Below are 21,924 nucleotides of genomic sequence, written 5' to 3'. Positions count from 1 at the left end.
CCGGCTCTCGCCGCTACACGCGGACGAAAGCCGGCTGTTTGGATTAGTTAGTTGGCTGCGCGGGAGCACCGGCTGCTGCAACTTCTGGTTGTTTCGCAGGCTTCTGAATTGTACGGATATGCAGCTGTTGAAGCTGGGAAATATCCACTTCGGATGGCGCATCGCTGAGCAGATCTGTTGCACTTGCCGTTTTAGGGAACGCGATCGTTTCACGAAGATTCGTGCGTCCGGCAAGCAGCATCACAAGGCGGTCAAATCCGAATGCAAATCCGCCGTGCGGTGGGGTTCCGTAATCGAAAGCATCGAGCAGGAAGCCGAATTTCTCATGCGCCTCTTCAAGGGAGAAGCCAAGTGCTTTGAACATAAGCTCTTGTACGTCACGTTTGTAGATCCGCATCGAACCGCCGCCGACTTCATAGCCGTTAAGTACAAGGTCGTAAGCTTGCGCGCGGATTGCGCCCGGATCTGTTTCGAACAACGGCAGATCTTCATCGTTCGGGCGCGTGAACGGATGGTGTTCCGCCACATAACGTTTCGCTTCCTCATCGTAGCCAAGCAGCGGGAAGTCTACTACCCACTCCAGCTTGAATTTGGACTCATCGATCAGACCAAGCTGTTTGCCGATTTTGAGACGCAGGTTACCAAGAACATCAGCAACGACTTTCTTCTTATCCGCTGAGAACAGCAGCAAGTCGCCTTCTTCTACGCCAAGACGCTCTGTCATCGCCGCGATTTCTTCGGGTTTGAAGAATTTCACGATCGGGCCGCGCCATTCGCCTTCCTTCACCGTTACCCAAGCAAGACCTTTACCGCCGTAACGCGCTGCAAACGGCTGTAGATCGTCAAGCTCTTTACGGCTCCAGCTCGCACAGCCTTTCGCGTTCAGCACCTTCACGACGCCGCCGCTTGCGCTGACGGATGCAAATACTTTCACGTCGCTGTTAGCTACGATATCCGTAATGTCTTCCATCTCCATGCCAAAGCGCAGGTCAGGCTTATCAGAGCCGTATTTGTTCATCGCATCCGCATGCGTGATACGTTGGAATGGAGTAGGAATTTCAACGCCAACCGTTTCACGGAACAATTTAACAACTAGCTCTTCCATCAGGTTCAGCAGTTGATCCTGCGACAAGAAGGAAGTCTCGATGTCGACTTGCGTGAACTCCGGTTGACGGTCTGCACGAAGATCCTCATCGCGGAAGCAGCGGGCGATTTGGTAGTAGCGCTCAAGTCCGCTTACCATAAGGAGCTGTTTGAAAATTTGCGGCGATTGCGGCAGCGCGAAGAACTCGCCCGGGTGAACACGGCTTGGAACCAAGTAGTCGCGCGCGCCTTCCGGCGTGCTCTTCGTCAAGATCGGCGTTTCAACGTCGATGAAGCCTTGACCGTCCAAGTAGTCGCGGAACACTTTAGCTGCTTTCGAGCGAAGAAGAAGCGTCTTCTGCATCTCAGGGCGGCGCAGATCCAGGTAACGATATTTCAGGCGAAGCGACTCATCCACTTCAACGCCATCTTCGATTGGGAATGGAGGTGTCTTCGCAGCATTCATAATTTCGATTTCCGTCACGCGGATTTCAATTTCGCCAGTTGAGATGTTTTTGTTAACCGTCTCCGCATCACGTTCTACGACTTGACCGCGAACGGCAAGCACGAATTCATTACGTGCACGGTCTGCAATCGCAAGTGCATCGCCCGAGAAATCAGGGTTGAATACGATTTGTACAATTCCTGTACGGTCGCGCAGATCGATAAACAATACTCCGCCAAGGTCACGGCGGCGTTGAACCCAGCCGTTCAATGTAACCGTTTGTCCTACTTCTGCTTTCGTCAGTGTTCCGCATGAATGAGTTTTTAACATCATGATAGGTTAGAGGCTCCTTTTATAATGGAATTATGGGGCGTTGCTTTATTTCAAAATTTCATCAGCAAGCTGATCAAGCGCAACAGACTGCTGTTCACCGGTCGTCATGTTCTTCAGCATGATCTCCCCGCGTTCCAGTTCATCGTCGCCGAGAATAGCTGTAAATCGAACTTGAAGGCGGTCGGCAGACTTCATTTGCGCCTTCATTTTGCGGCCTTGATAATCCCGCTCCGCGGAAATACCGCGCATTCTCAGTCCGTGCAGCAGACGCGTCACTTCGCGATCAGCCGCCTCGCCAAGACCTACCATGTACACATCGACCTGATGCAAATTGGCCAGCTGCACGCCTTGACTCTCAAGCAGCATAACCGTACGCTCCAGACCAAGTCCAAGACCTACGCCCGGCTGATCCGGTCCTCCGATATCGGCCACAAGCCCGTTGTAGCGGCCGCCGCCGCCGATCGTATCGATGGCGCCGATGCCTTCGGCTTTGTACTCAAAGGCTGTGTGCGTGTAATAATCAAGACCGCGCACCAGGCGTGGATTGATGGAATATGGAATGTTCATTCCCGTCAAATGCATTTGCAGCGCTTCGAAGTGGGTGCTGCACTCTTCATCCAAGCTATCCAGAATGGAAGGCGCGCCTTCAAAATGATGCTGATCATTCTTACAATCCAGCACCCGCAGCGGATTACGATCCATACGCGATTGGCAATCCTTGCACAGGATTTCGCGTTTGGGCTCCAAGAAACCAAGCAGCTTCTCGCGGAACGCTGCCCGAACAGCCGGTGTGCCGACAGAATTGATTTCAACGCGAACGTCTTTCAATCCCACTTCGGAGTAGAACGTATAGCCAAGTGCAATCACTTCAGCATCCAGCGCAGCATCTACGGCACCAAGCGCCTCAATGCCGAATTGGTGGAACTGACGATAGCGCCCAGCTTGCTGACGCTCATAACGGAACATCGGCCCGATATAATACAGCTTCGTCAGATCAGGCTCGCCATACAGCTTGTTCTCGACATACGCACGTACCGCGCCTGCCGTACCTTCCGGACGCAGCGTTAAGCTGCGGTTGCCGCGGTCGGTGAAGGTGTACATTTCTTTCTCCACGATATCGGTCGTTTCGCCGACGCCGCGCTTATACAGCTCCGTCATTTCAAACATCGGCGTGCGGATCTCACGGAAGTTAAAGCGGCGGCAAATCTCACGCGCTTTGCTCTCGACAAACTGCCATTTCTCTACCGAGCCCGGTAAAAAGTCCTGCGTGCCCGGAGGCTTCTGAAAGCCCATGTCCATTCCCCCTAAAAGTACTGCGTTCAGAGATGATCATCAAAAAAAGCCCCCGTCCTCCGCCTCAAAAAAGGCAAAGGGACGAGAGCTTGTAAAATACAAAGCTACCGTGGTACCACCCACATTCCGAATCAATGCAATTGATTCGCTTCAATCGGTTAACGCCCGACTACGCAATACAGCTAATGAGCAAGCGTAACGCCTGCAGGTTCACCGCATGTCCTCTGGGAAGTCTGTCCGCTCAAGCACGCCAAGGATTCTTCCAGCCATGGAATCCCTCTCTGAATCGGTGCGGGTAGAACGAATCGGTCCCTTCAACGGATCTACATAATATAACCTTTATTGTACCGTTCACTTCACCGTGTGTCAAGAGATCAACACACAATCATTTCCACTTCCCATTATGCCCATTTCGCAGCACCACATACCTCGCCCTTGCTCTTGCCCTGTGGTCGCGATAGCGGCCATGCCTTACGCCCTTAGGCCGCGATAGTGGCCATGCCCTTCGCTCTTAGGTCGCGATAGTGGCCATGCCCTTCGCTCTTAGGTCGCGATAGCGACCATCCCTCCACTAACATCCCCGCGGGCTATGAGCGGGCCTCCAGGTTACCGTGCGAGCGGCAAAGCCGCGAGCACCTGGTAACCCCCATCCCTTCCCGCGCCGAAAGTAAAGCGTGTCCCGTATGGGACGAAAGCGCCCACAAGCACGCACCCGATCACATGCGCCTCTGAGGCGGCACGTTATGATGGTCCCGTGAGGGACACCAGGTCGATAAACCCCGCCAAAAGTAAAGCGTGTCCCGTATGGGACGAAAGCGCGCCCTTACCCAAACGATAATCGCGAGTGGTTCTCTGTAACTCCGACGTTATTCAAATTCCGGGTGTCCAGAGGGACGGGTCCCTCGGGGTCCCCCTTCTAGGGGGATTTAGGGGGTCTCCACAAAAGAAAGGGACCTACAAACAAGTTGTAGGTCCATCAAATAATATATTCAAAAAAGGGGGTCGGCTTTTATTATAGCCCGCCCATGTTAGAGAATCATTTTAAACACATTACAGTTTGGTTACAAAAAATAAAGCGATTTCTCGCCTTTTCCGCAGCAACCGACAGCAAAGGACGGAGCGCTTCGACGAAGAAGCGGCCCGTCCTTCCTGTTCCGTTACATATGCTCGCCAACCGGCGAACGTCTGGGCGTTGCAGCGAAGCCGCCGAAGTCAGCGGAGGCTTCTATATTTTCTTCCAATTCCGCGAAAATGAGTGCTTCACGGCGATCCGCATGAAGCAGCCTCCGCGAAACCCGTTCGACACTTTGCTCCTTACGCGACTGATGCATAACGAGAATCCCTCCACCGTTGTCGTGCACGAGTAGAGCCGTGCACTTCTAAGGCTAGTGTTCCCGTTCGCAGCTATTCTAACACTTAAACCAACAGAGACTTGGGTTAAGCTTTACTGTCGATAATCAAGGTAACCGGTCCCCAATTGGTCAAGGACACGTCCATCATCGCTCCAAATTTGCCGGTCGCCACAGCTAGTCCACTTAATTGGAGCTGCTTATTGAATGCGTCATACAGCGCTTCCGCTTGCTCCGGTCGTGCCGCTGCCATGAAATTCGGTCTTCTGCCTTTGCGGCAGTCGCCATAAAGCGTAAACTGCGATACCGAAAGAATCGCACCGCCCACGTCTTTGACGGAATGATTCATTTTACCTTCTTCATCCTCAAAGATGCGTAAGCCCGCAATCTTCTCCGCCATCCAGCGGATATCGGATTCATTATCCTCATGGGTAATGCCTACGAGCAGCATCAGTCCCATTTCAATCGAGCCGACTGTTTCCCCGTCTACGGATACAGACGCCTGTTTGCTTCGTTGCACAACTACTTTCATCCCCGTACAAACTCTCCCTGCCCAAACGTAATCAATAATAAGTATCTGCGTTTATTACCATATTTGCCTTTATTGCATAATCCGCTGCACGGAATAAATATCTTTCACCCGTTTAATACGCTCAACCACGGATTGTAAATGCTCAATATTGCGAATCAGCACCGTCATGTGGATCATGGCAAGCTTATTCTTATCCGAACGTCCGGAGACGGCCGAAATATTTGTTTTGCTCTCGGACACGGCCTGCAGTACTTCATTGAGCAGTCCCGGACGATCATGGCCGGTAATTTCAATATCAACGCTATAGTTCGCCTCGACAGACTGTTCCCAATCTACCTCTATTACGCGAGCGGCTTCTTCCCCATCTCCATTAGGGCTCACATTCAAACAGTCCAAACGGTGAACCGATACACCGCGTCCACGTGTGATATACCCGACAATCGCATCGCCGGGTACCGGATTGCAGCAGCGTGCAAACCGAACAAGCAGATTGTCTACTCCTTTAACAGATACGCCGTGCGTCGGACGGGTTTTACGAAGCGAAGGGGACGATTTCATCTCCTTCATCTCATTCGTAAGCTCGATTTGATTCGCCTCTTCGGCTTCCTTGCGCATTTTCTCCGTCAGCTTCGTAACGATCTGCGCAGCGGTAATGCCGCCAAATCCAACAGCAGACAGCATGTCGTCGATATCGTTAAACGTAAATTTATAAGCCGCTTCCTGCAACTGGGCATCCGACATAAAGGCGGACGCTTCAAGTCCCAGACGTTTGAGCTCGCGCTCAATGTTGTCACGGCCTTTCACGACGTTTTCTTCACGTCGTTCTTTCTTGAACCACTGCTTGATTTTGCTGCGAGCATGCGACGATTGGGCGATCTTGATCCAATCTTGGCTTGGGCCATAGGAATGCTTCGAGGTCAGAATCTCGACGATATCGCCGGTCTTCAGCTTATAATCAAGCGGTACGATTCGGCCGTTAACTTTAGAGCCAATGGTGCGATTCCCGACCTCCGTATGAATCCGGTAGGCAAAATCAAGCGGAACCGCGCCGGCCGGCAGCTCGAAAACTTCGCCTTTCGGCGTAAATACAAATACAAGATCGGAGAAAAAGTCCATCTTCAGCGATTCGACAAATTCGGATGCATCGCTGGCTTCATGCTGAAGCTCAATGATTTCGCGGAATAACGTCATTTTCTCCTCGAATGAACCACCCGGAACGACGCCGCCTTCTTTGTAAGCCCAATGGGCAGCGATCCCGAATTCGGACGTGCGATGCATATCCCAAGTCCGGATCTGCACTTCGGTCGGTTCACCGGTAGGACCTATAACCGTTGTATGGAGAGATTGGTACATATTCGCTTTGGGCATCGCAATATAATCTTTGAAACGTCCGGGCATCGGTTTCCATAACGTATGAATGATACCTAGCGTTGCATAACAGTCTTTAATATTGTCAACGATGATCCGAATCGCCAGCAGATCGTAAATTTCCGTGAACTGCTTGCTGCGTGCGGTCATCTTCTTATAAATGCTGTAAATATGTTTCGGACGACCGGAAATGTCGCCTTCGATCCCCATATCCTCAAGCTTCTCCGTGATGCGGGTAATAACATCTGCGATATATTGCTCCCGCTCTGCACGTTTCTTCTTCATAAGGTTGGCGATGCGATAATATTGCTGCGGATTCAAATAACGAAGCGCAATATCCTCCATCTCCCACTTGATGGCCGAGATCCCGAGCCGGTGAGCGATTGGACAGAAAATTTCCAACGTCTCGTAAGCGATACGACGCTGCGCTTCTTCGGATTGATATTTCAGCGTCCGCATATTATGAAGACGGTCAGCCAGCTTGATGAGGATAACACGCATGTCCTGTGCCATCGCAACGAACATTTTACGGTAGTTCTCGTTTTGCTGCTCTTCCTTGGAGCGGAATTGAATCTTCTCCAGCTTCGTGAGTCCGTCTACAACAGCGGCACAAGCCTCACCGAAACGGGTTCTGACCTCTTCAAGCGGGACAGTTGTATCTTCAACGACATCATGAAGGAGCGCAGCGATGATCGACAACACATCCATCTGCATGTTGACGAGAATTTCAGCTACGGCGACAGGGTGTAAAATATACGGCTCTCCCGATTTACGCACTTGCCCGTGATGGGCTTGATCGGCAAATTCGTATGCTTCTTTGATCCGTGTCAGATCTTGCTCCTTCATATAGGTCGATGCTTTGTCGAGTAACTGCTCTATGCCCATGAATGTCCCTTTCCGGAAAAGCACGCTGCCTCGCGTTTTGCTTCCCAAATCATTTAAAGTGATGAACCTAACTTCGATAATCAGATTCGCCCGAGTTTTCCTATTATTATGCCTGTTTTAAAGCCTTTCCGTCAACCTCTCGCTATGCGGGCATAGGCAGGTATAGAGAACGCCGGACAGCAGAAGGATGCCCTTCCGTGTCCGGCGCCATGGTGACTTCACGTTAATTAATACGTCATTAGTGAGAAAATATCGATTCCGTCAAGCTTCTTACGGCCATCCAGGTAGCCCAGCTCGATCAGGAATGCTGCACCGACCACTTCACCGCCAAGCTGACGGATGAGGTTGATCGAAGTCGCAATCGTACCGCCGGTCGCAAGAAGGTCGTCTGCAATGAGTACGCGTTGACCCGGCTTGATCGCATCTTTGTGAATAGCCAGTTTGTCATTGCCATACTCCAAATCGTAGCTGGCTTCAATGACTTCAGCAGGCAGCTTGCCGCTCTTGCGAATTGGAACAAATCCAGCGCCGAGCGTGACGGCAAGAGGAGCACCGATAATGAACCCGCGGGCTTCCGGTCCGGCAACCAGGTCGATTTGTTTGTCGGCAACCGCTTGCCGAATAGCATCAATGGCATGCGCGTAGACAGGACCATTGTTTGTCAGCGTAGTGATGTCCTTGAAACGGATTCCCGGCTGCGGATAGTCTGGGATGATGCGGATGTAGTCTTTGTAATTCATGAAATAACGACTCCTTCGTTTAGGTGTAATAATGAGTTCTGCACTTCTTTGGTGATCCAATCGGTCATCGCTTTGATCGGTGCACTGATGATTTCGTTCAGTTCGGCAGTGCGCTGCGCTTCACGGTACTCCGTTGAATGCGACAGCTCTCGCTTCACTGTTACAGGGCTTAGCTTCACAAAACCCTCTTCGGTCTGAATAAATTGCAATTCGGTAAACACCTTTAACATGAACGCTATGGTGGATTCGGAGATTCCGCTGAGTTTAGATGCCAATTGTTTACTTATGCCCTCTTCATCCAACGGGCATTCGCGCCGCAGCAGCTTGTACATTTCCCCGAACTGCTCCCGGGTTGGGAATGCCGCTCCGGTTCGGCTTATATCGTAATGAAGATGAACGGCTTCAAGTCCTTCACAGGCTGCAAGAGCATAAGATAGCTTCTCAGCAGATTGCGGCCTGCCAAACACGAATAAGTGGCAACAGGCGACCTTCTGCTGCTGTATGAAGGCATCATAAGTCATAAACAATACGTCTGTCACGACTTCTTGCGAAGCTTGAGCCGCTTCGAGCCAAGCCTCACTTGGAACCAGGACTACAGGGGCTCGGTAACTTCCTGAAGAAAGCTGTTTGCTCAGTGCGCGAAGCGATTCGTTGCCTGCGTCCGCACGTTTATCGAAGACTTGAACATGCGGTACACGCAGATCGTTCACCATAAACTGTGCTTTTCGCTGCCCGTTCCACTCGTTAACTGAAAGCTCCCCGACCAGTTCGATGGCAGCACCATGGGACAGATGCTCGGTTAAATGCCCGCTGCCGAAGCAGACCGCATCGAGCATTTTACCTTGTCCGCTTATGGAAAGTTTCAAATGCTTGCTCTCTTTCCCCATCGCTTTGCGATCGGCAAGTGTAACGCCTGTCAGCAGCAGTTTCGGCGCTTCGTTACCGATACCGAATGGTTCCAGGTGCGCGAGCTGTTCCCTGACGCGCAGCGTCGCATCTTCCATTTTGCAGGTCAAATCGATCATCGTTTTGGGAATCCAGTCTTCTTCCGTCAACCAGCTGTCGGCAAGCGCGCTAAGCTGTGCTTCAAAGGCTTCCAGGTTGTCTCGGTGCAAGGTCATGCCAGCCGCCGCTTGATGCCCGCCGTAATGATCCAGAAGCGCGTCACATTCGGTTAATGCCGCGTGCAGGTCATACCCTTCGATAGAACGAGCAGAGCCTTTGCACTTGCCTGTTTCAGCATCAATGCCGAGTATCAGCGTCGGTTTATAGTATTTCTCAATAAACTTCGATGCCACGATGCCGACTACGCCCACGTTCCAGCCTTCGCCTGCAAGCACGATAACGGATGGCTCCGGCACTCCTGCTTCAGCTGCCGCTTTGCATTTGGCCGTCCACATGTCCTGCGCTTCCTGCACGATCGTCTCTACAATGAGCTGCCTTTGACGGTTTAACACATCCAGACTGATCGCGCTTGCGGCTGCCGACTCTTGATCTGTTGACGTCAGTAATGCCACTGCCTGCTGCGCATGCTCGAGTCTGCCCGCTGCGTTGATACGCGGCGCCATCCCAAATGCCACATTCGACGACTGCAGGGAGGCCAGCTCGATGCCCCCAACCTCGGCAAGCGCTCGAAAGCCCGGCTTGTCGGTTTGACGAAGCTGCTCCAGCCCGAATCTAACAAGCACGCGATTCTCATCTGTAAGCGGCATAAGGTCGGCGATCGTACCTAACGCGACAACATCCGTCCATTCTACTGGAGGCTCGTCCAGCAGCGCCTGCGCAAGCTTAAACGCGACACCTACACCGGCCAACCCCTTGAACGGATAACCGCAATCCTCTTGCTTCGGATTCACGATCGCATAAGCTTCCGGAAGCTGGTGAGGCGGCTCATGGTGGTCGGTTACCACAATATCGATGCCAAGCTCGTTCGCATAGGCGATTTCTTCAACCGCACTAATGCCCGTATCGACGGTTACGATAAGGGTAACGCCAATATCAGCAGCGGCGCGTAGGGCAGCTTTGTTGAGACCATACCCCTCTAATGTGCGGTGGGGGATATAATAATCAAAATTCAGCTCAAGCCGCGTGAACAGATACGTCATGAGTGTCGTTGACGACACGCCATCGCAGTCGTAATCGCCATAAATCCTCACTCGTTCGCCGCTCTCCACCGCCGCTCGTATTCGTGCTACGGCTTCATTCATGCCCTTTAGCAGAAAAGGATCATGCAGACATTCGATGCCCCCGTTCAAAAACTGACGCGCAGATTCAACGCGGTCGTAGCCGCGCTGAACCAGCAGTCTCGCTACAAGCGGTGAAAGGGACAAGCTGCGCGCTAAGCCGGCTGCACGAGCCTCTCCCTCCAAATCAAACGAAGCGAGACTCCAGCGTGTTTTGGATTGCATCAATTGGCCTGACACCTCTTTTCTCAAAAAAAATCAACGCTGCTGCTATTGCAGTAGCGTCGGTAGTTGTTCCTGACTAGGATCGTGATTTGTTTTATACGGATAACCCGGATCATACGGTTCCACATGAACGGTAACCTCCGTCATATGACTAAACCGTTTCATCAGAAAATATTTCACGCGCTTGGCGATCTCATTGCCCTCCAGCACCGAAATGCGCGGATTGACGCTGATGACCACATCGGCAACAGCGTAATGACCGTGCTCTCTGGCGCGAAGCACCTCGACGCCGATAACGCCTTCCATGCGAAGCACGACAGCTTTGAGCTCCGACATATCAGCAGGTTCGACTTCCAGAAACCGGCTGCGCATAACGGAAGCGGAAGCGACCCGGTACCCGCTTGAGAAGACGATCACAACGATGATCAGTGACGCTGCCGGATCCAAGTAATACAGGACAGGCATGCCAAGCGGCTTGCCCAGCATTGCACCGCCTGTTCCGACAAGCGCTGCAAGTGAAGCATATAAGTCCGCTCCCCGCTCCTTGATCGGGAAGCGAACCTCTTTAAGAATGAAAGCAAGGAATACGACAAGGGCTGCAGGCCAGCCAGGTGCTTCATCAACACCGTCTGCGATGGATTTGATGGCAGAGATGCCAATTTCCAGACCTATAATCATAAGCAGAATGGATGCCACTACGCCGGTTGCTGCCTCCGCACGTCCTCTGGCTGCCGGTACAGGTGCATGGGGTGACCCCAGCTGCCTGCATCGACGGACACCTGTTAAGGAGACGAATGAGGCGGCGGCATCCGAAGCGGAACGGCAAGCATCGGCCAGTAACGCTTTGCTGCCTGACAACATACCGATTCCGCCTTTAATTACTGCTATACAGACGTTACCTATAAGTCCGGTCCATGCGGCAGACTCGGCTTTGGCATAACGTTGGGTCGCTGTCATGGACGCCTCCTGTTCAAGCATATTCGCTTAAGTTTTGTTCATGTGGATGAGCCGGGTTCGGCCACCCTCTACTAATCATACTACGACGCAGCCGGAGACTTGACTGCTGTTTTTGGTTTTTGCTTCCTTTTCATGACAAGCCAGAGCTGACTCGCGATAAAGATGGATGAATAAGCACCGCTGACAAGACCGAACAAAATCGCCAGTGAGAACAGTCTGATGGACTCGCTGCCGAAGATAAGCAAGCAAAGCGCAGCCACGACAACCGTCATAACCGTATTAATGGAACGCGTCAACGTTTGCCAGATACTCTCATTTACCAGTTTAGCAATATCCGCGGCATTCTTGAGTTTGGCAAATCGCAAATTCTCACGGATCCGGTCAAAGATAACGATCGTATCGTTGATGGAGTAACCGATAATGGTCAAGATCGCCACGATGAAAGGCAGATTCACTTCCAGTTTGAAGATCGAGAACAAACTGATTACGATAAATGCATCATGCAGCAAAGCGACGATCGCAGCAATGGCGAAACGCCACTCAAACCGAATGCTGACATAGATTACAATGCCGATACTCGCTACGAGGACCGCATATAGGGCATTCGTTTGAAGCTCTTTGGCGATTTCAACGTCAACCGTATTCACTTCGGCGGAAGCATCCTTGTCAAATTTCTCGGCAAAGCCTTGCTTCAGCGCTTTCTCCTTCGCATCTGTCAGCACATCGTCGAAACGAAGCGTGACACGGCTTGTACCAACCGTTAATCCGGGTTCGCCAAACTCATTATCTTTCAGGTACTTCTCGATCTCATCTTTCTGGCCCGTCAAATCTTTCTTTACTGCAATATCAACGCTCGAGCCGGCACGGAAGTCGACCCCGTAGTTCAAGCCATGGACGCCCAGTGTAATGATACCAAGCACCGTAATTATAATCGAGAAAATAAAGAAGTATCGAGCCTTCTTCACGAAATCGAACTTACGATCCGAAACCTCTGCAAATCCACTAAAGCGCACGTACTTCACTCTCCTTGACACCGAAGTAGGATTTCTTCTTCACAATGCCGCTGCGGATAATCAAAGTAAGGAGCAGGCGAGAGAAGAACACGTTCGTCAAAATACTGATAACGATACTTAGAAGCAGGATTACTGCAAAACCTTTAACCGAACCGACACCGATAAAGAACAATACGAGCGCAGCGATTGTTGTTGTAACGTGCGCATCGATAATCGTACGGAACGAACTCTTGGAGCCTGCTTTCTGCGACGACAGGATGCTCTTGCCGCTGCGCATTTCTTCTTTAATCCGCTCCGCCATAATGATATTGGCGTCAACCGCCATCCCGATTCCGAGAATGAAGGCCGCGATACCCGGCAAAGTGAGCGTCGCATCAATCAAGTTGAAGCCGAGCAGCAGCAACCAGATGTAAACAACGATACAGAAGCTCGCGATAAGACCCGGTAAACGATAAAACAGCATCATGAAGAGCAAAATCAGCACCGTACCGATAGCACCGGCAACAATAGTCTCTTTCAGGGACAATTTACCCAGCGTAGCACCGACGCTTTGCGTGTATTTCTCGGTCAGCTTAAGCGGCAACGCACCTAAGTTGATTGTATTTTTAAGGTCATTCGCTTCTTCACGCGTGTAGTTACCCGTAATAACCGCTTCGTTGCTGTTAATTTCTGCCGCAACGTTTGGCGCGGACAACTCTTTGTCATCCAAGTAGATGGCCAATTGGTTGTTCGGGCTCAGCTTAGCAATTTCGCGTGTGATTTCAGCGAATTGACTTGCGCTTTTGAGCTTAATTGAAATCTCGTAAGCATTCAGGTTCGTTTGGTGAACCGAAGCTCCGTTCTGTTTGAAGTCGCTGCCGTGAAGCTCGACTTTGCAGTATCCTTTATCAGCTGCGCAGCCGCGCGCACTGCGGAATGTCAGTTCTGCAGGCTTCTTGAGGATGTCCCTTACTTTGTTCTCGTCAGAGACGCCCGCAATCTTCACGCGAATCCGATTGCTGCCCTCTGTTGTTACTTCCGGCTCTGCTACACCTGTTGCATTGGCACGTGCCTCAAGGCTCTTAGCCGTCTCGATCAGAGACTCCTTCGTCACTTTTCCGCCAGGCTCAATAGGCTGAGCTTCATACAGGATTTCAAATCCGCCTTTCAAATCAAGTCCTAGTTTTACGTCGTTGAAAAGCCAAGAGCTTGTTCCCGCTACTACGCCGGCAGATAGCACGACGATGAGTACGAATGCTAACAGACGATTCATAATACCCTCAGTTCCCCCTTAAATTCTCTTGTGTCAACATTCCTATTATAGCGATGCCTGAAAAACGAGTCAAAAAAAAGAGCCCACTCGTTAAAAATGGGTCCCTTTATAGGCACTTACCGTCAAAAAGTTCATAAATTTTGTCACTTTCAGCGACAAAATATCGTTGACGACCTGATGCATGGCCGGTTCGCCTGTTTTGGTGTACCGGTCCTTCACACATTGCCAAATATCATTTCCCGTTACATGCTCGTAACCGATCAATCGGAATTCATCCGCTTTGCTATCACATAAATGCTCGATGGTCGCGATCCATTCTTCATTCGTTAATGGTAATAGTTCGCCTGTCATACTCACGACCTCCTCACGTTACTATGCCCTTTATCCTATATTCATTCGATGTCTTCTCCTCACATTCCTGCTTCTCCCATCGGCATCTTGAAAAAATGACATGGATTCGGACATGCTGCGCATAAGCATAAGGATAGAACAGGACAGGTCTTGCTGGTAATGGGAAGTGAACGATAGGGATCGAACGTAAAGGGAGAGGAACCGACTGTGACGAAGCAATCTTTTATTAAAGGCGCATTGATTCTGCTGCTTGCAGGCATTGTGAATCGTATCCTTGCCTTTGTACCGCGTATTGCGCTTCCCCGCATCATAGGTGCAGAGGGAGTAGGGTTGTACCAGCTCGGATATCCGTTTTTGATCGTCCTGCTCACCATCATTACCGGCGGGATTCCGCTTGCGGTGGCGAAATGGATTGCCGAAGCCGAATCCAAGGGCGATTCCAAACGGGTCAAGCAAATCTTCCGTTCGGCCATGGCCCTTACTGTGCTGCTATCACTTCTGCTTACCTGCTTATTTGTTTGGCTGACGCCATGGATTACGACACGTCTGATGACGGACCCGCGCGTCTATCAGACGTTCCTCATGATGAGCCCGCTTCTGCTTATAATCGGCATCTCATCGGTGTATCGGGGGTATTTTCAAGGCAAGCAGAACATGATCCCGACTGCCCTTTCGCAAACGCTCGAAACGGTGATTCGCATCGTATTTGCGCTGTTATTCGCGAAGTGGCTGCTTCCATTTGGACTAGCCTGGGGAGCTGCCGGAGCCATGCTCGGCGTAGTGGTCGGAGAGATCGGTGGTCTTGTTGTTCTGCTCTGGCAATATGCCATAGATCGCAAACGAGTAAAGCTCGCAGTAATCAGAGAGAATTCTGAAGCTGAAACTGCATCACAAGGTACAGCGCCAACCATTGGCAGTTTGAAATCCCATATTCCATTTCATAAAAGACGTGTTCCGGTTATGCGCCGATTGATCAGTCTTTCTGTTCCGGTAACCGGCAGCCGGATGATCGGCTCATTATCGTACCTCTTGGAATCCATTCTGACAGCACGTGCTTTGCTCGCGGCAGGGATTGCTGTTGGCGTGGCCACTTCCCAATATGGTGCCCTGCAAGGGATGATCATTCCGATTCTCTTGCTCCCGACTGCGCTCACTTACTCCCTTGCCGTTTCGCTTGTGCCTTCCCTCTCAGAAGCAGCAGCCAAAGGCGACCGCGCAACGATCCATAAACGGCTGCATCAGTCGATGCGCCTCTCGCTTGTAACGGGGGCTCCCTTCGTTGTTGTCATGGTTCTCTTCGCAGAACCGCTTTGCCGTATTCTCTACAATCACGTTGAAATTGCTCCGATGCTGCAATGGATGGCCCCTGTCGGCTTATTCATCTACTTACAGGCTCCGCTTCAAGCAGCGCTCCAAGCGCTCGATAAACCGGCCACCGCTCTAATGAACACCTTTATAGGCGCAGTTGTGAAGCTTGTCCTCATCGTTGAGCTCGCATCAGATCCATCCCTTGGTATATACGGAGCCTTGATAGCCATCAACGTAAATATCGTACTTGTTACAGTACTGCACTGGATTGCCGTTGTTCGCTCCGTTGGTTTCAGCATGGACATCCTTGATTTCCTCAAAGTTGGCGCTGCAATGTTCATTATGGGAGCTGCCTCATTATGGGTGATGAACCTGCAAGTATTGCCTGCCTTGTGGCATAACCTGTTCGTTGCCTGCACAGCCGGCATTATCGTCTATCTCATCCTTATGGTGCTAATGCGCATCATCGACCGCTATGATGCAGAGCGCATCCCTTATCTCGGCAGATGGTTCAAATCCTAACAAAACACCGGCTTGTATATAAGCCGGTGTCCATCTGTTAGTCGCTTACTTATGTGGATGTTTCCCCCGTCTTGCGTCGAGAAAGATTTTGCCCCGATGGTCGATCGTGCATAAGAATACTTGCTTTACATCTGTAATTCCACGCTGACGCAGCTGATTATTCAACCAGAAGCGGTCTTTGCCAAGCTGCTCCAAATTCGTTTTCTGAATTTCACCATCCATAATGAGCGGCACAGGCAGCGTTTCGAAGCGATAATTTTTGGGGAACGGCTTCGGAAAATGGGAATCCTGCCCTTGACCTTGCCCTCCCTGACCCTGTTCACTCGATGACCCCCGATGGTGATGCTCATGCCGATCCTTTTGAATAATGGAAAGTTTCCCGGTTGTCTCCAATATGGCGAACTCCACATCCGCGATATTCGTTTTATTTTCCCGAAACTGTAGCATCAGATCATCTAAATTATATCGCTGTTTGCGCATCGCTTCGCGGTTGAGCTTGCCATGCTCCACCAGTACAACCGGCTTACCGTCGAATAAAATGCGCAGCTTACGGCTCTTCAGCGAAATGATGGCAATGACGATCTGAATGACGAGCAGAAAGACCATTGGCACTACGCCGTCCATGATCGGGCGATCCGTATCCTCAATAACGAAAACGGCAATTTCGGCAATCATGACGGAAATGACGAGGTCAAATACGGAAAGCTTACCGATTTCCCTCTTCCCCATAAGCCGCATAATGAGAAACACGATAAAGTAGATGAGAAGCGTCCGGAACATCAGTGTCAAGTATTCCACTTGAGCCGCCCTCCTTGGATGTAGTGCGAGGCTGCTGCAACCCCGCATTCGCATCTGGCTGATTTATCGCTGCCAGCTGTAGTTGTTTCATGCCAGCACAAAGTACAACTATTGTCACCTGTTGCAAAGTACATCATACGAAGGTTGATGTTCGAATATTTGGTAATCATGCGGGGTCCTGCTGCTGCGGGCCTACTTGTACTATTCTGATCAGCTTGACCATATCTTGTAATAATCGTGAACACGAGCGTAAATAATTGGAGGGATAGCGATATGAAACCAATCAACGCCATGAAAAATGTTCCTAAAGTGCACATGGCTTCACCGATGCTCGCAGGCATTTTGTATGCATCCATTTGGCTGGCCTTAGGGGCTATTCTGCTCTCGACTATGCTGAGGTGGGGGAGCATGCAGGAGACCCAGCTGCCGCTTTACAGTTTGATCGTGCACGGCTTCTGCTCCCTTGCGGGCGGTTTCGTATCCGGCAGAAGATCCGGAATGCGTGGGTGGTATTATGGCGGCATGCTCGGCATCGCCTATGGCTTATTGATACTGCTTGTCAGCTTTCTTTCCACGAACACCGGTATCAGTGGCAGAACGTTTACAATGCTGGTCGAAACGCTGCTTTGCGGAGCATTCGGCGGGATGATCGGCGTGAACACCAAACGGTCCTGACAGCTTGTCCCGTTTGTGAACACTTTTGGAAATGGTCTCACTTGGGTATAGATTGTGATATACTAGATCGAGCTGAAATTACGAAGGTGCTTTAGGAGGAAAGAACGTATCATGACTTTGTTTGACAACATGACGACGGTCGCGATCTATTCGGCCATTACGGTGACGCTTCTAATCTGGTATGGAGCTGCAACGAACCCGTTCAAGGTTGGCGGATTATTTCTCAAAGAGATGGCACTGAACCGCAAATATTTGCTGCATTTCGGCGCATTGATGCTGATTTTGTTCTGCAACAAGCTGGAGATGCGCATCGAACATCATATGACGTACACTTATGATTTCGCTACATTCTTTCAATCGATTGAAGGAAACTTCGTCGCCAATCTTCAACATACGTTTGAGAATCGGTATTTAACTGTTTTTCTGGCTTTCATGTACGTGGTCGTCTTCCAAGCGATGCTCATTGCATCAATCGGAATTTACTCCAAACGAAGCAAAAATAAACGCATGTTTTACGCTTTATGCTACGCGATTATGATTAACTATTTAATCGCGATCCCGTTCTACTTGTTTCTGCCGGTTAATGAAGTCTGGTATCACGATCCGACGCACGTTTCGTTCCTGATGTTAAACGTGTTCCCGGATTTCGAGAACCAGTACCGCGCCTTATCAGGCCTGGATAACTGCTTCCCAAGCTTGCATACTTCGATATCGGTTACGCTTGCGATATTGGCCGTTCGCTCGGGTATCAAACGATGGGCATGGTTCTGCTGTATCTGTGCCGTAATCATTATCTTTGCAATCTTCTACCTGGGTATCCACTGGCTGATCGACATGTGCGGCGGCCTGGTGCTCGCTACATTCGCTTCCACCATGGGCATGCGTCTAAGCGCATTGAACTTGTCGCTTCGCCGTGGTCGTCGCAACGGATCTGTACCTGCGGCTAATATGACTTATCTGCGCGAGGATGCGAAATAAACAAAAAAGAGACCGCCGGTTGCATGGGTACCCGGCGGTCTCTTTTTGTTTTATTGATAAATAAGCGGTCTAACCTCATCAATCAAGTGCTGGAGCTGCTTAGAGCAGGCTGCATATTTCTGCTTCTCGGTTTCGTCCGCTGTCAGCAGGCCATACATCTCCATGTCTGCTTCGCATTTCTTCAATGCGGCTAGCAGTGTTGCCTGATTCTGACTCTTCGGCTGTTTGACCTTATCATCGTACAAATCAATCGTCAGCGTGCCGAAATCGTCAATTTGAGCCAGAAACACATCCTCAATGCGAAGATCCGATTTCTTGAGCTCTTTGACCAGCCACGTCTCGTTAAAGCCTCTCACCTGAAGGGGATCCGTCAGCACCACGCCATCCATAATGACTGCCATCGGCTCTCGTTCCGGTGTCACTTTAATACCAAGCTGCTTCGGGGTTAATGGTAAATTCTCGGACTTCAGGAGCACATTGATCGCTCCGCTCGCCTCCATGATCGCGAACTCAACGTCAGCTGCTTTGAACACATCTTTCATGCGCAGCTGCTGCATCAGCTCATCGGTTGTCAGACGCTCTTTCTTCAAGTTCTTTTCTAGTATTTTGCCCTTCTGAATCAATACTGTCGGCGTCCCGTCAATCCAGTTCCGGACTCTCTTGCTCTTTAATTGGAGCAGCTCGATGCCAAGGGAGACTGCAACCCATACCCCTAAGGACAACATACCCAAGTACCATTTCGCATCCGTATCAAGTGAAATATACCCTGCCAAGTTACCTATTGTGATACCTGTGATATATTCAAAAACGGATAGCTCTGTAACCTGGCGTTTCCCAAGCAGCTTCGTCATCAAGAGCAAGAAGACGACAGCCATTAACGTCCGCCACATGATCTCCATCCAATTACCCACTGTTCTCCACCTCCATCGCGCCAAGCACGTACGTTCATTATGTGCGCAAATGCTGGAAATTATGAGTCAGCCCTCCCTCATAGAGGGAATAAAAAGAAGCCGGAACGATTAGGACTCATAGCCCCCCTCGTTCCGGCTTCTTTCAATAGTACTGCTGGATTATGCTTTAATATTCTCTGCTTGATCTTCTTTCTTCTCTACCACTGGCGCAGATGGAGCTGCTGCAACTGCCGCGCTGCTCGTTGTAATCGTGTTAATCGCGCTGCGGTCAAATGTAATCTTCGTCGCATCGTTGACGCGAAGGACAACAACGTCATCCGAGATTTCCATAATTGTTCCGTGCATACCGCCGATTGTTACGATTTTATCGCCTTTCTTCAGCGAGCTAAGCATCGAGTTGCGCTGCTTCGATTTACGCTGCTGCGGACGAATCAGAAGGAAATAAAATACCGCAAACATAAGTACAAACGGGAGTAAAGATGCTGCTGATCCCATATTAGTTCACCCCTTTCCTTAAAATCCTTTATCGTTCTCGTGCAGGCCGTACTTATTGAAGAAGTCATCACGGAAATCAAGTAATCGGTCATCCATGATTGCTTGTCTCACGCCTCGCATCATCTCTAGAAGGAAATGCAAATTGTGAATGGTAGTCAATCGAATTCCGAACGTCTCGTCAGCCTTGATCAGGTGACGCAAGTACGCTCGGGAGTAATTCGTACAGGTGTAACAGCTGCATTCCGGGTCCAGCGGACCGAAATCTTCTGTGAATTTCGCATTGCGGATGACTAGTCGACCTGAGCTCGTCATCGTAGTACCGTTGCGAGCAATTCGAGTAGGCAACACGCAATCGAACATATCGATTCCGCGGATAGAGCCTTCGAGCAGCGCATCGGGTGAGCCTACGCCCATTAAGTAGCGCGGTTTGTTAGATGGCAGCAGCGGAACCGTACAATCAAGCACATTGTACATGAGATTCTTCGGTTCTCCGACGCTCAATCCTCCAATAGCATACCCCGGGAAATCCATGGAAGTCAACTCAGCCGCGCTCTGACGGCGCAAGTCTTCATACATGCCTCCTTGCACGATCGCGAACAATCCTTGATCATGCGGACGAGCATGGGCAGCCAAGCAGCGCTCTGCCCAGCGTGTTGTACGCTCAAGCGATTTCTTAACATAGTCGTATTCGGCTGGGTAAGGTGCGCATTCATCGAATGCCATCATAATGTCGGAGCCGAGCGCATTTTGGATATCCATCGCCACTTCAGGTGACAAGAACAGCTTGTCGCCGCTCAGATGGCTGCGGAATTCTACGCCTTCTTCTTTGATTTTACGCATATTGCTTAAGCTAAATACTTGAAATCCGCCGCTATCCGTCAGAATTGGGCGATCCCAATTCATGAATTTATGCAGGCCGCCCGCTTTGCGAACAATTTCATGCCCCGGCCGGATAAACAGATGGTACGTGTTGCTCAGAATAATCTGAGCATCCATCGTCTTCAGTTCTTCCGGGCTCATCGTCTTTACTGTAGCTTGCGTGCCTACCGGCATGAAAGCGGGTGTTTCAATAATTCCGTGAGGCGTATGTACGCGTCCAAGGCGCGCCCCCGATTGCTTGCAAGTCTTAATTAACTCGTATGTGATTGCCACTCGTGCACTTCCTCTTTCTGTCCTAGTAAATAAACATGGCGTCGCCGAAGCTGAAGAATCGATATTCCCGTTCAATCGCTTCCTTGTACGCATTCATAACTGCTGACCGTCCGGCTAAAGCGCTGACGAGCATCACCAGCGTTGACTTCGGCAGGTGGAAATTCGTTAGCAATGCGTTAACCAGCTTGAACTCGTAGCCTGGGAAAATAAAAATATCTGTCCAGCCGCTGCAAGCCTGTATATCCTCATACGTAAACCGAACCGCAACGGTTTCAAGCGTTCTTGCGGAAGTTGTGCCAACCGCAACAATTCGACCGCCTCGTTCCTTCGCGGATCGAAGCATTGCTGCTGTTTCTTCACTTAATTCGTAGTATTCCGTGTGCATCGTATGCTCTTCGATCGTATCAACCGACATCGGACGGAACGTGCCAAGACCAACATGCAGCGTGATATAACCAATATGTACGCCTTTAGCCTCCAGCTGATCGAGAAACGGTCTTGTAAAATGAAGCCCCGCCGTCGGTGCCGCAGCTGATCCCTCATGCTTGGCATACACCGTTTGATAGCGCTCACGATCGCCTAGACGCTCTTTAATGTAAGGCGGCAGCGGCATTTCTCCTAGCCGATCCAGAAGTTCAGGAAAGATACCTTCATAATGAAACTCGATCTCGCGACCGCCCATTTCACCTTCCCCTACCACAGTTGCCCGCAGCAGAGGCTGGCCGTTACCATCGTCACCGAAAGATAGTTGCGCGCCAACCTTTAAGCGCTTGCCCGGCTTGGCCAGCGTATCCCAGCGGTCACCTTCAAGCTGCTTGAGCAGCAGCAGCTCGACTTTAGCGCCTGTATCGGACTTCATCCCCATCAATCGAGCCGGCATCACCCGAGTGTCGTTAAGGATCAAGGTATCCCCCGGCTGAAGCAGCTCCGCCAGCTTCGTAAACGTATGATGCTCCACTGCACCCGACTCGCGATTTAGCGTTAGCAGCCGAGAGGACGTGCGGTCCGCAAGCGGCGTTTGTGCTATTAAATGTTCCGGTAATTCAAAATCAAACTCATTTACATTCATCGACTAG

19 protein-coding genes are annotated in these 21,924 nt (G+C 50.6%); 3 read left to right on the top strand and 16 right to left on the bottom strand.

Translation table 11 applies throughout. The features are described from left to right. Nucleotides 1–43: 43 nt before the first annotated feature. The 11 genes from aspS to AC6ESO_RS01075 all read right to left on the bottom strand — a co-directional run bounded on the left by aspS (nucleotide 44) and on the right by AC6ESO_RS01075 (nucleotide 14,009). A complete protein-coding gene (aspS, locus tag AC6ESO_RS01125; protein ID WP_497089805.1) occupies nucleotides 44–1,861 on the bottom strand; it encodes an aspartate--tRNA ligase in 1,818 nt (605 codons plus the stop codon). 45 nt (nucleotides 1,862–1,906) lie between these two features. Next, nucleotides 1,907–3,154, bottom strand: coding sequence for a histidine--tRNA ligase (hisS, locus tag AC6ESO_RS01120; RefSeq protein ID WP_210654768.1), 1,248 nt, complete (start codon nucleotides 3,152–3,154; stop codon nucleotides 1,907–1,909). Between the two features lie 1,157 nt (nucleotides 3,155–4,311). Further along, nucleotides 4,312–4,485, bottom strand: coding sequence for a hypothetical protein (locus tag AC6ESO_RS01115; RefSeq protein ID WP_497089804.1), 174 nt, complete (start codon nucleotides 4,483–4,485; stop codon nucleotides 4,312–4,314). A gap of 106 nt (nucleotides 4,486–4,591) precedes the next feature. Next, nucleotides 4,592–5,035 (bottom strand): D-aminoacyl-tRNA deacylase, encoded by a 444-nt coding sequence (dtd, locus tag AC6ESO_RS01110; RefSeq protein WP_497089803.1) that lies wholly within the window; start codon nucleotides 5,033–5,035, stop codon nucleotides 4,592–4,594. Nucleotides 5,036–5,104: 69 nt separating this feature from the next. Beyond that, a complete protein-coding gene (locus AC6ESO_RS01105; protein WP_494816992.1) occupies nucleotides 5,105–7,288 on the bottom strand; it encodes a RelA/SpoT family protein in 2,184 nt (727 codons plus the stop codon). A 227-nt stretch (nucleotides 7,289–7,515) separates the two neighbouring features. Next, the gene (locus tag AC6ESO_RS01100) at nucleotides 7,516–8,028 is read right to left on the bottom strand and encodes an adenine phosphoribosyltransferase (protein ID WP_497089802.1); all 513 of its coding nucleotides are present in this window, start codon (nucleotides 8,026–8,028) and stop codon (nucleotides 7,516–7,518) included. After that, a complete protein-coding gene (recJ, locus tag AC6ESO_RS01095) occupies nucleotides 8,025–10,436 on the bottom strand; it encodes a single-stranded-DNA-specific exonuclease RecJ (protein ID WP_497090465.1) in 2,412 nt (803 codons plus the stop codon). The genes AC6ESO_RS01100 and recJ overlap by 4 nt, the downstream gene beginning before the upstream one ends. Nucleotides 10,437–10,481: 45 nt before the next feature. Then, on the bottom strand, nucleotides 10,482–11,393 hold the full coding sequence (locus tag AC6ESO_RS01090) for a cation diffusion facilitator family transporter (RefSeq protein WP_497089801.1): 912 nt from the start codon (nucleotides 11,391–11,393) through the stop codon (nucleotides 10,482–10,484). 80 nt (nucleotides 11,394–11,473) lie between these two features. Continuing rightward, nucleotides 11,474–12,406, bottom strand: coding sequence for a protein translocase subunit SecF (gene secF, locus AC6ESO_RS01085; protein WP_497089800.1), 933 nt, complete (start codon nucleotides 12,404–12,406; stop codon nucleotides 11,474–11,476). Further along, entirely contained in the window at nucleotides 12,396–13,658 is a 1,263-nt protein-coding gene (secD, locus tag AC6ESO_RS01080; protein WP_497089799.1) for a protein translocase subunit SecD, read from the bottom strand. The genes secF and secD overlap by 11 nt, the downstream gene beginning before the upstream one ends. 90 nt (nucleotides 13,659–13,748) lie before the next feature. Next, nucleotides 13,749–14,009, bottom strand: a complete 261-nt coding sequence (locus AC6ESO_RS01075) for a post-transcriptional regulator (RefSeq protein WP_494816986.1) — start codon at nucleotides 14,007–14,009, stop codon at nucleotides 13,749–13,751. 207 nt (nucleotides 14,010–14,216) lie between these two features. Here AC6ESO_RS01075 and AC6ESO_RS01070 point away from each other — a divergent pair, with 207 nt between their 5' ends. Beyond that, complete coding sequence (locus AC6ESO_RS01070; RefSeq protein ID WP_497089798.1) at nucleotides 14,217–15,839, top strand: putative polysaccharide biosynthesis protein; 1,623 nt, start codon at nucleotides 14,217–14,219, stop codon at nucleotides 15,837–15,839. 45 nt (nucleotides 15,840–15,884) lie between these two features. On the opposite strand, the gene AC6ESO_RS01065 is transcribed toward AC6ESO_RS01070, so the two are convergent. After that, nucleotides 15,885–16,637: a YetF domain-containing protein gene (locus tag AC6ESO_RS01065; protein WP_497089797.1), complete on the bottom strand. Its 753-nt coding sequence runs from the start codon at nucleotides 16,635–16,637 to the stop codon at nucleotides 15,885–15,887. Nucleotides 16,638–16,910: 273 nt separating this feature from the next. Between AC6ESO_RS01065 and AC6ESO_RS01060 the strand changes: the two genes are divergently transcribed. Further along, nucleotides 16,911–17,312: a TIGR04086 family membrane protein gene (locus AC6ESO_RS01060; protein ID WP_497089796.1), complete on the top strand. Its 402-nt coding sequence runs from the start codon at nucleotides 16,911–16,913 to the stop codon at nucleotides 17,310–17,312. 111 nt (nucleotides 17,313–17,423) lie between these two features. Next, nucleotides 17,424–18,290 (top strand): phosphatase PAP2 family protein, encoded by an 867-nt coding sequence (locus AC6ESO_RS01055; RefSeq protein WP_497089795.1) that lies wholly within the window; start codon nucleotides 17,424–17,426, stop codon nucleotides 18,288–18,290. A 50-nt stretch (nucleotides 18,291–18,340) separates the two neighbouring features. Here AC6ESO_RS01055 and AC6ESO_RS01050 read toward each other — a convergent pair whose 3' ends face one another. The 4 genes from AC6ESO_RS01050 to queA all read right to left on the bottom strand — a co-directional run bounded on the left by AC6ESO_RS01050 (nucleotide 18,341) and on the right by queA (nucleotide 21,917). Next, nucleotides 18,341–19,201 (bottom strand): DUF421 domain-containing protein, encoded by an 861-nt coding sequence (locus tag AC6ESO_RS01050; protein ID WP_497089794.1) that lies wholly within the window; start codon nucleotides 19,199–19,201, stop codon nucleotides 18,341–18,343. Nucleotides 19,202–19,360: 159 nt separating this feature from the next. Then, nucleotides 19,361–19,696 (bottom strand): preprotein translocase subunit YajC, encoded by a 336-nt coding sequence (yajC, locus tag AC6ESO_RS01045; RefSeq protein ID WP_494816980.1) that lies wholly within the window; start codon nucleotides 19,694–19,696, stop codon nucleotides 19,361–19,363. 18 nt (nucleotides 19,697–19,714) lie between these two features. Continuing rightward, nucleotides 19,715–20,848: a tRNA guanosine(34) transglycosylase Tgt gene (tgt, locus tag AC6ESO_RS01040; protein ID WP_497089793.1), complete on the bottom strand. Its 1,134-nt coding sequence runs from the start codon at nucleotides 20,846–20,848 to the stop codon at nucleotides 19,715–19,717. 22 nt (nucleotides 20,849–20,870) lie between these two features. Continuing rightward, nucleotides 20,871–21,917: a tRNA preQ1(34) S-adenosylmethionine ribosyltransferase-isomerase QueA gene (queA, locus tag AC6ESO_RS01035; protein ID WP_497089792.1), complete on the bottom strand. Its 1,047-nt coding sequence runs from the start codon at nucleotides 21,915–21,917 to the stop codon at nucleotides 20,871–20,873. Between the last annotated feature and the right edge of the window lie 7 nt (nucleotides 21,918–21,924).

The organism is Paenibacillus rhizoryzae (genome assembly GCF_059686995.1).
This window is presented reverse-complemented; position numbering and strand designations above follow the sequence as displayed.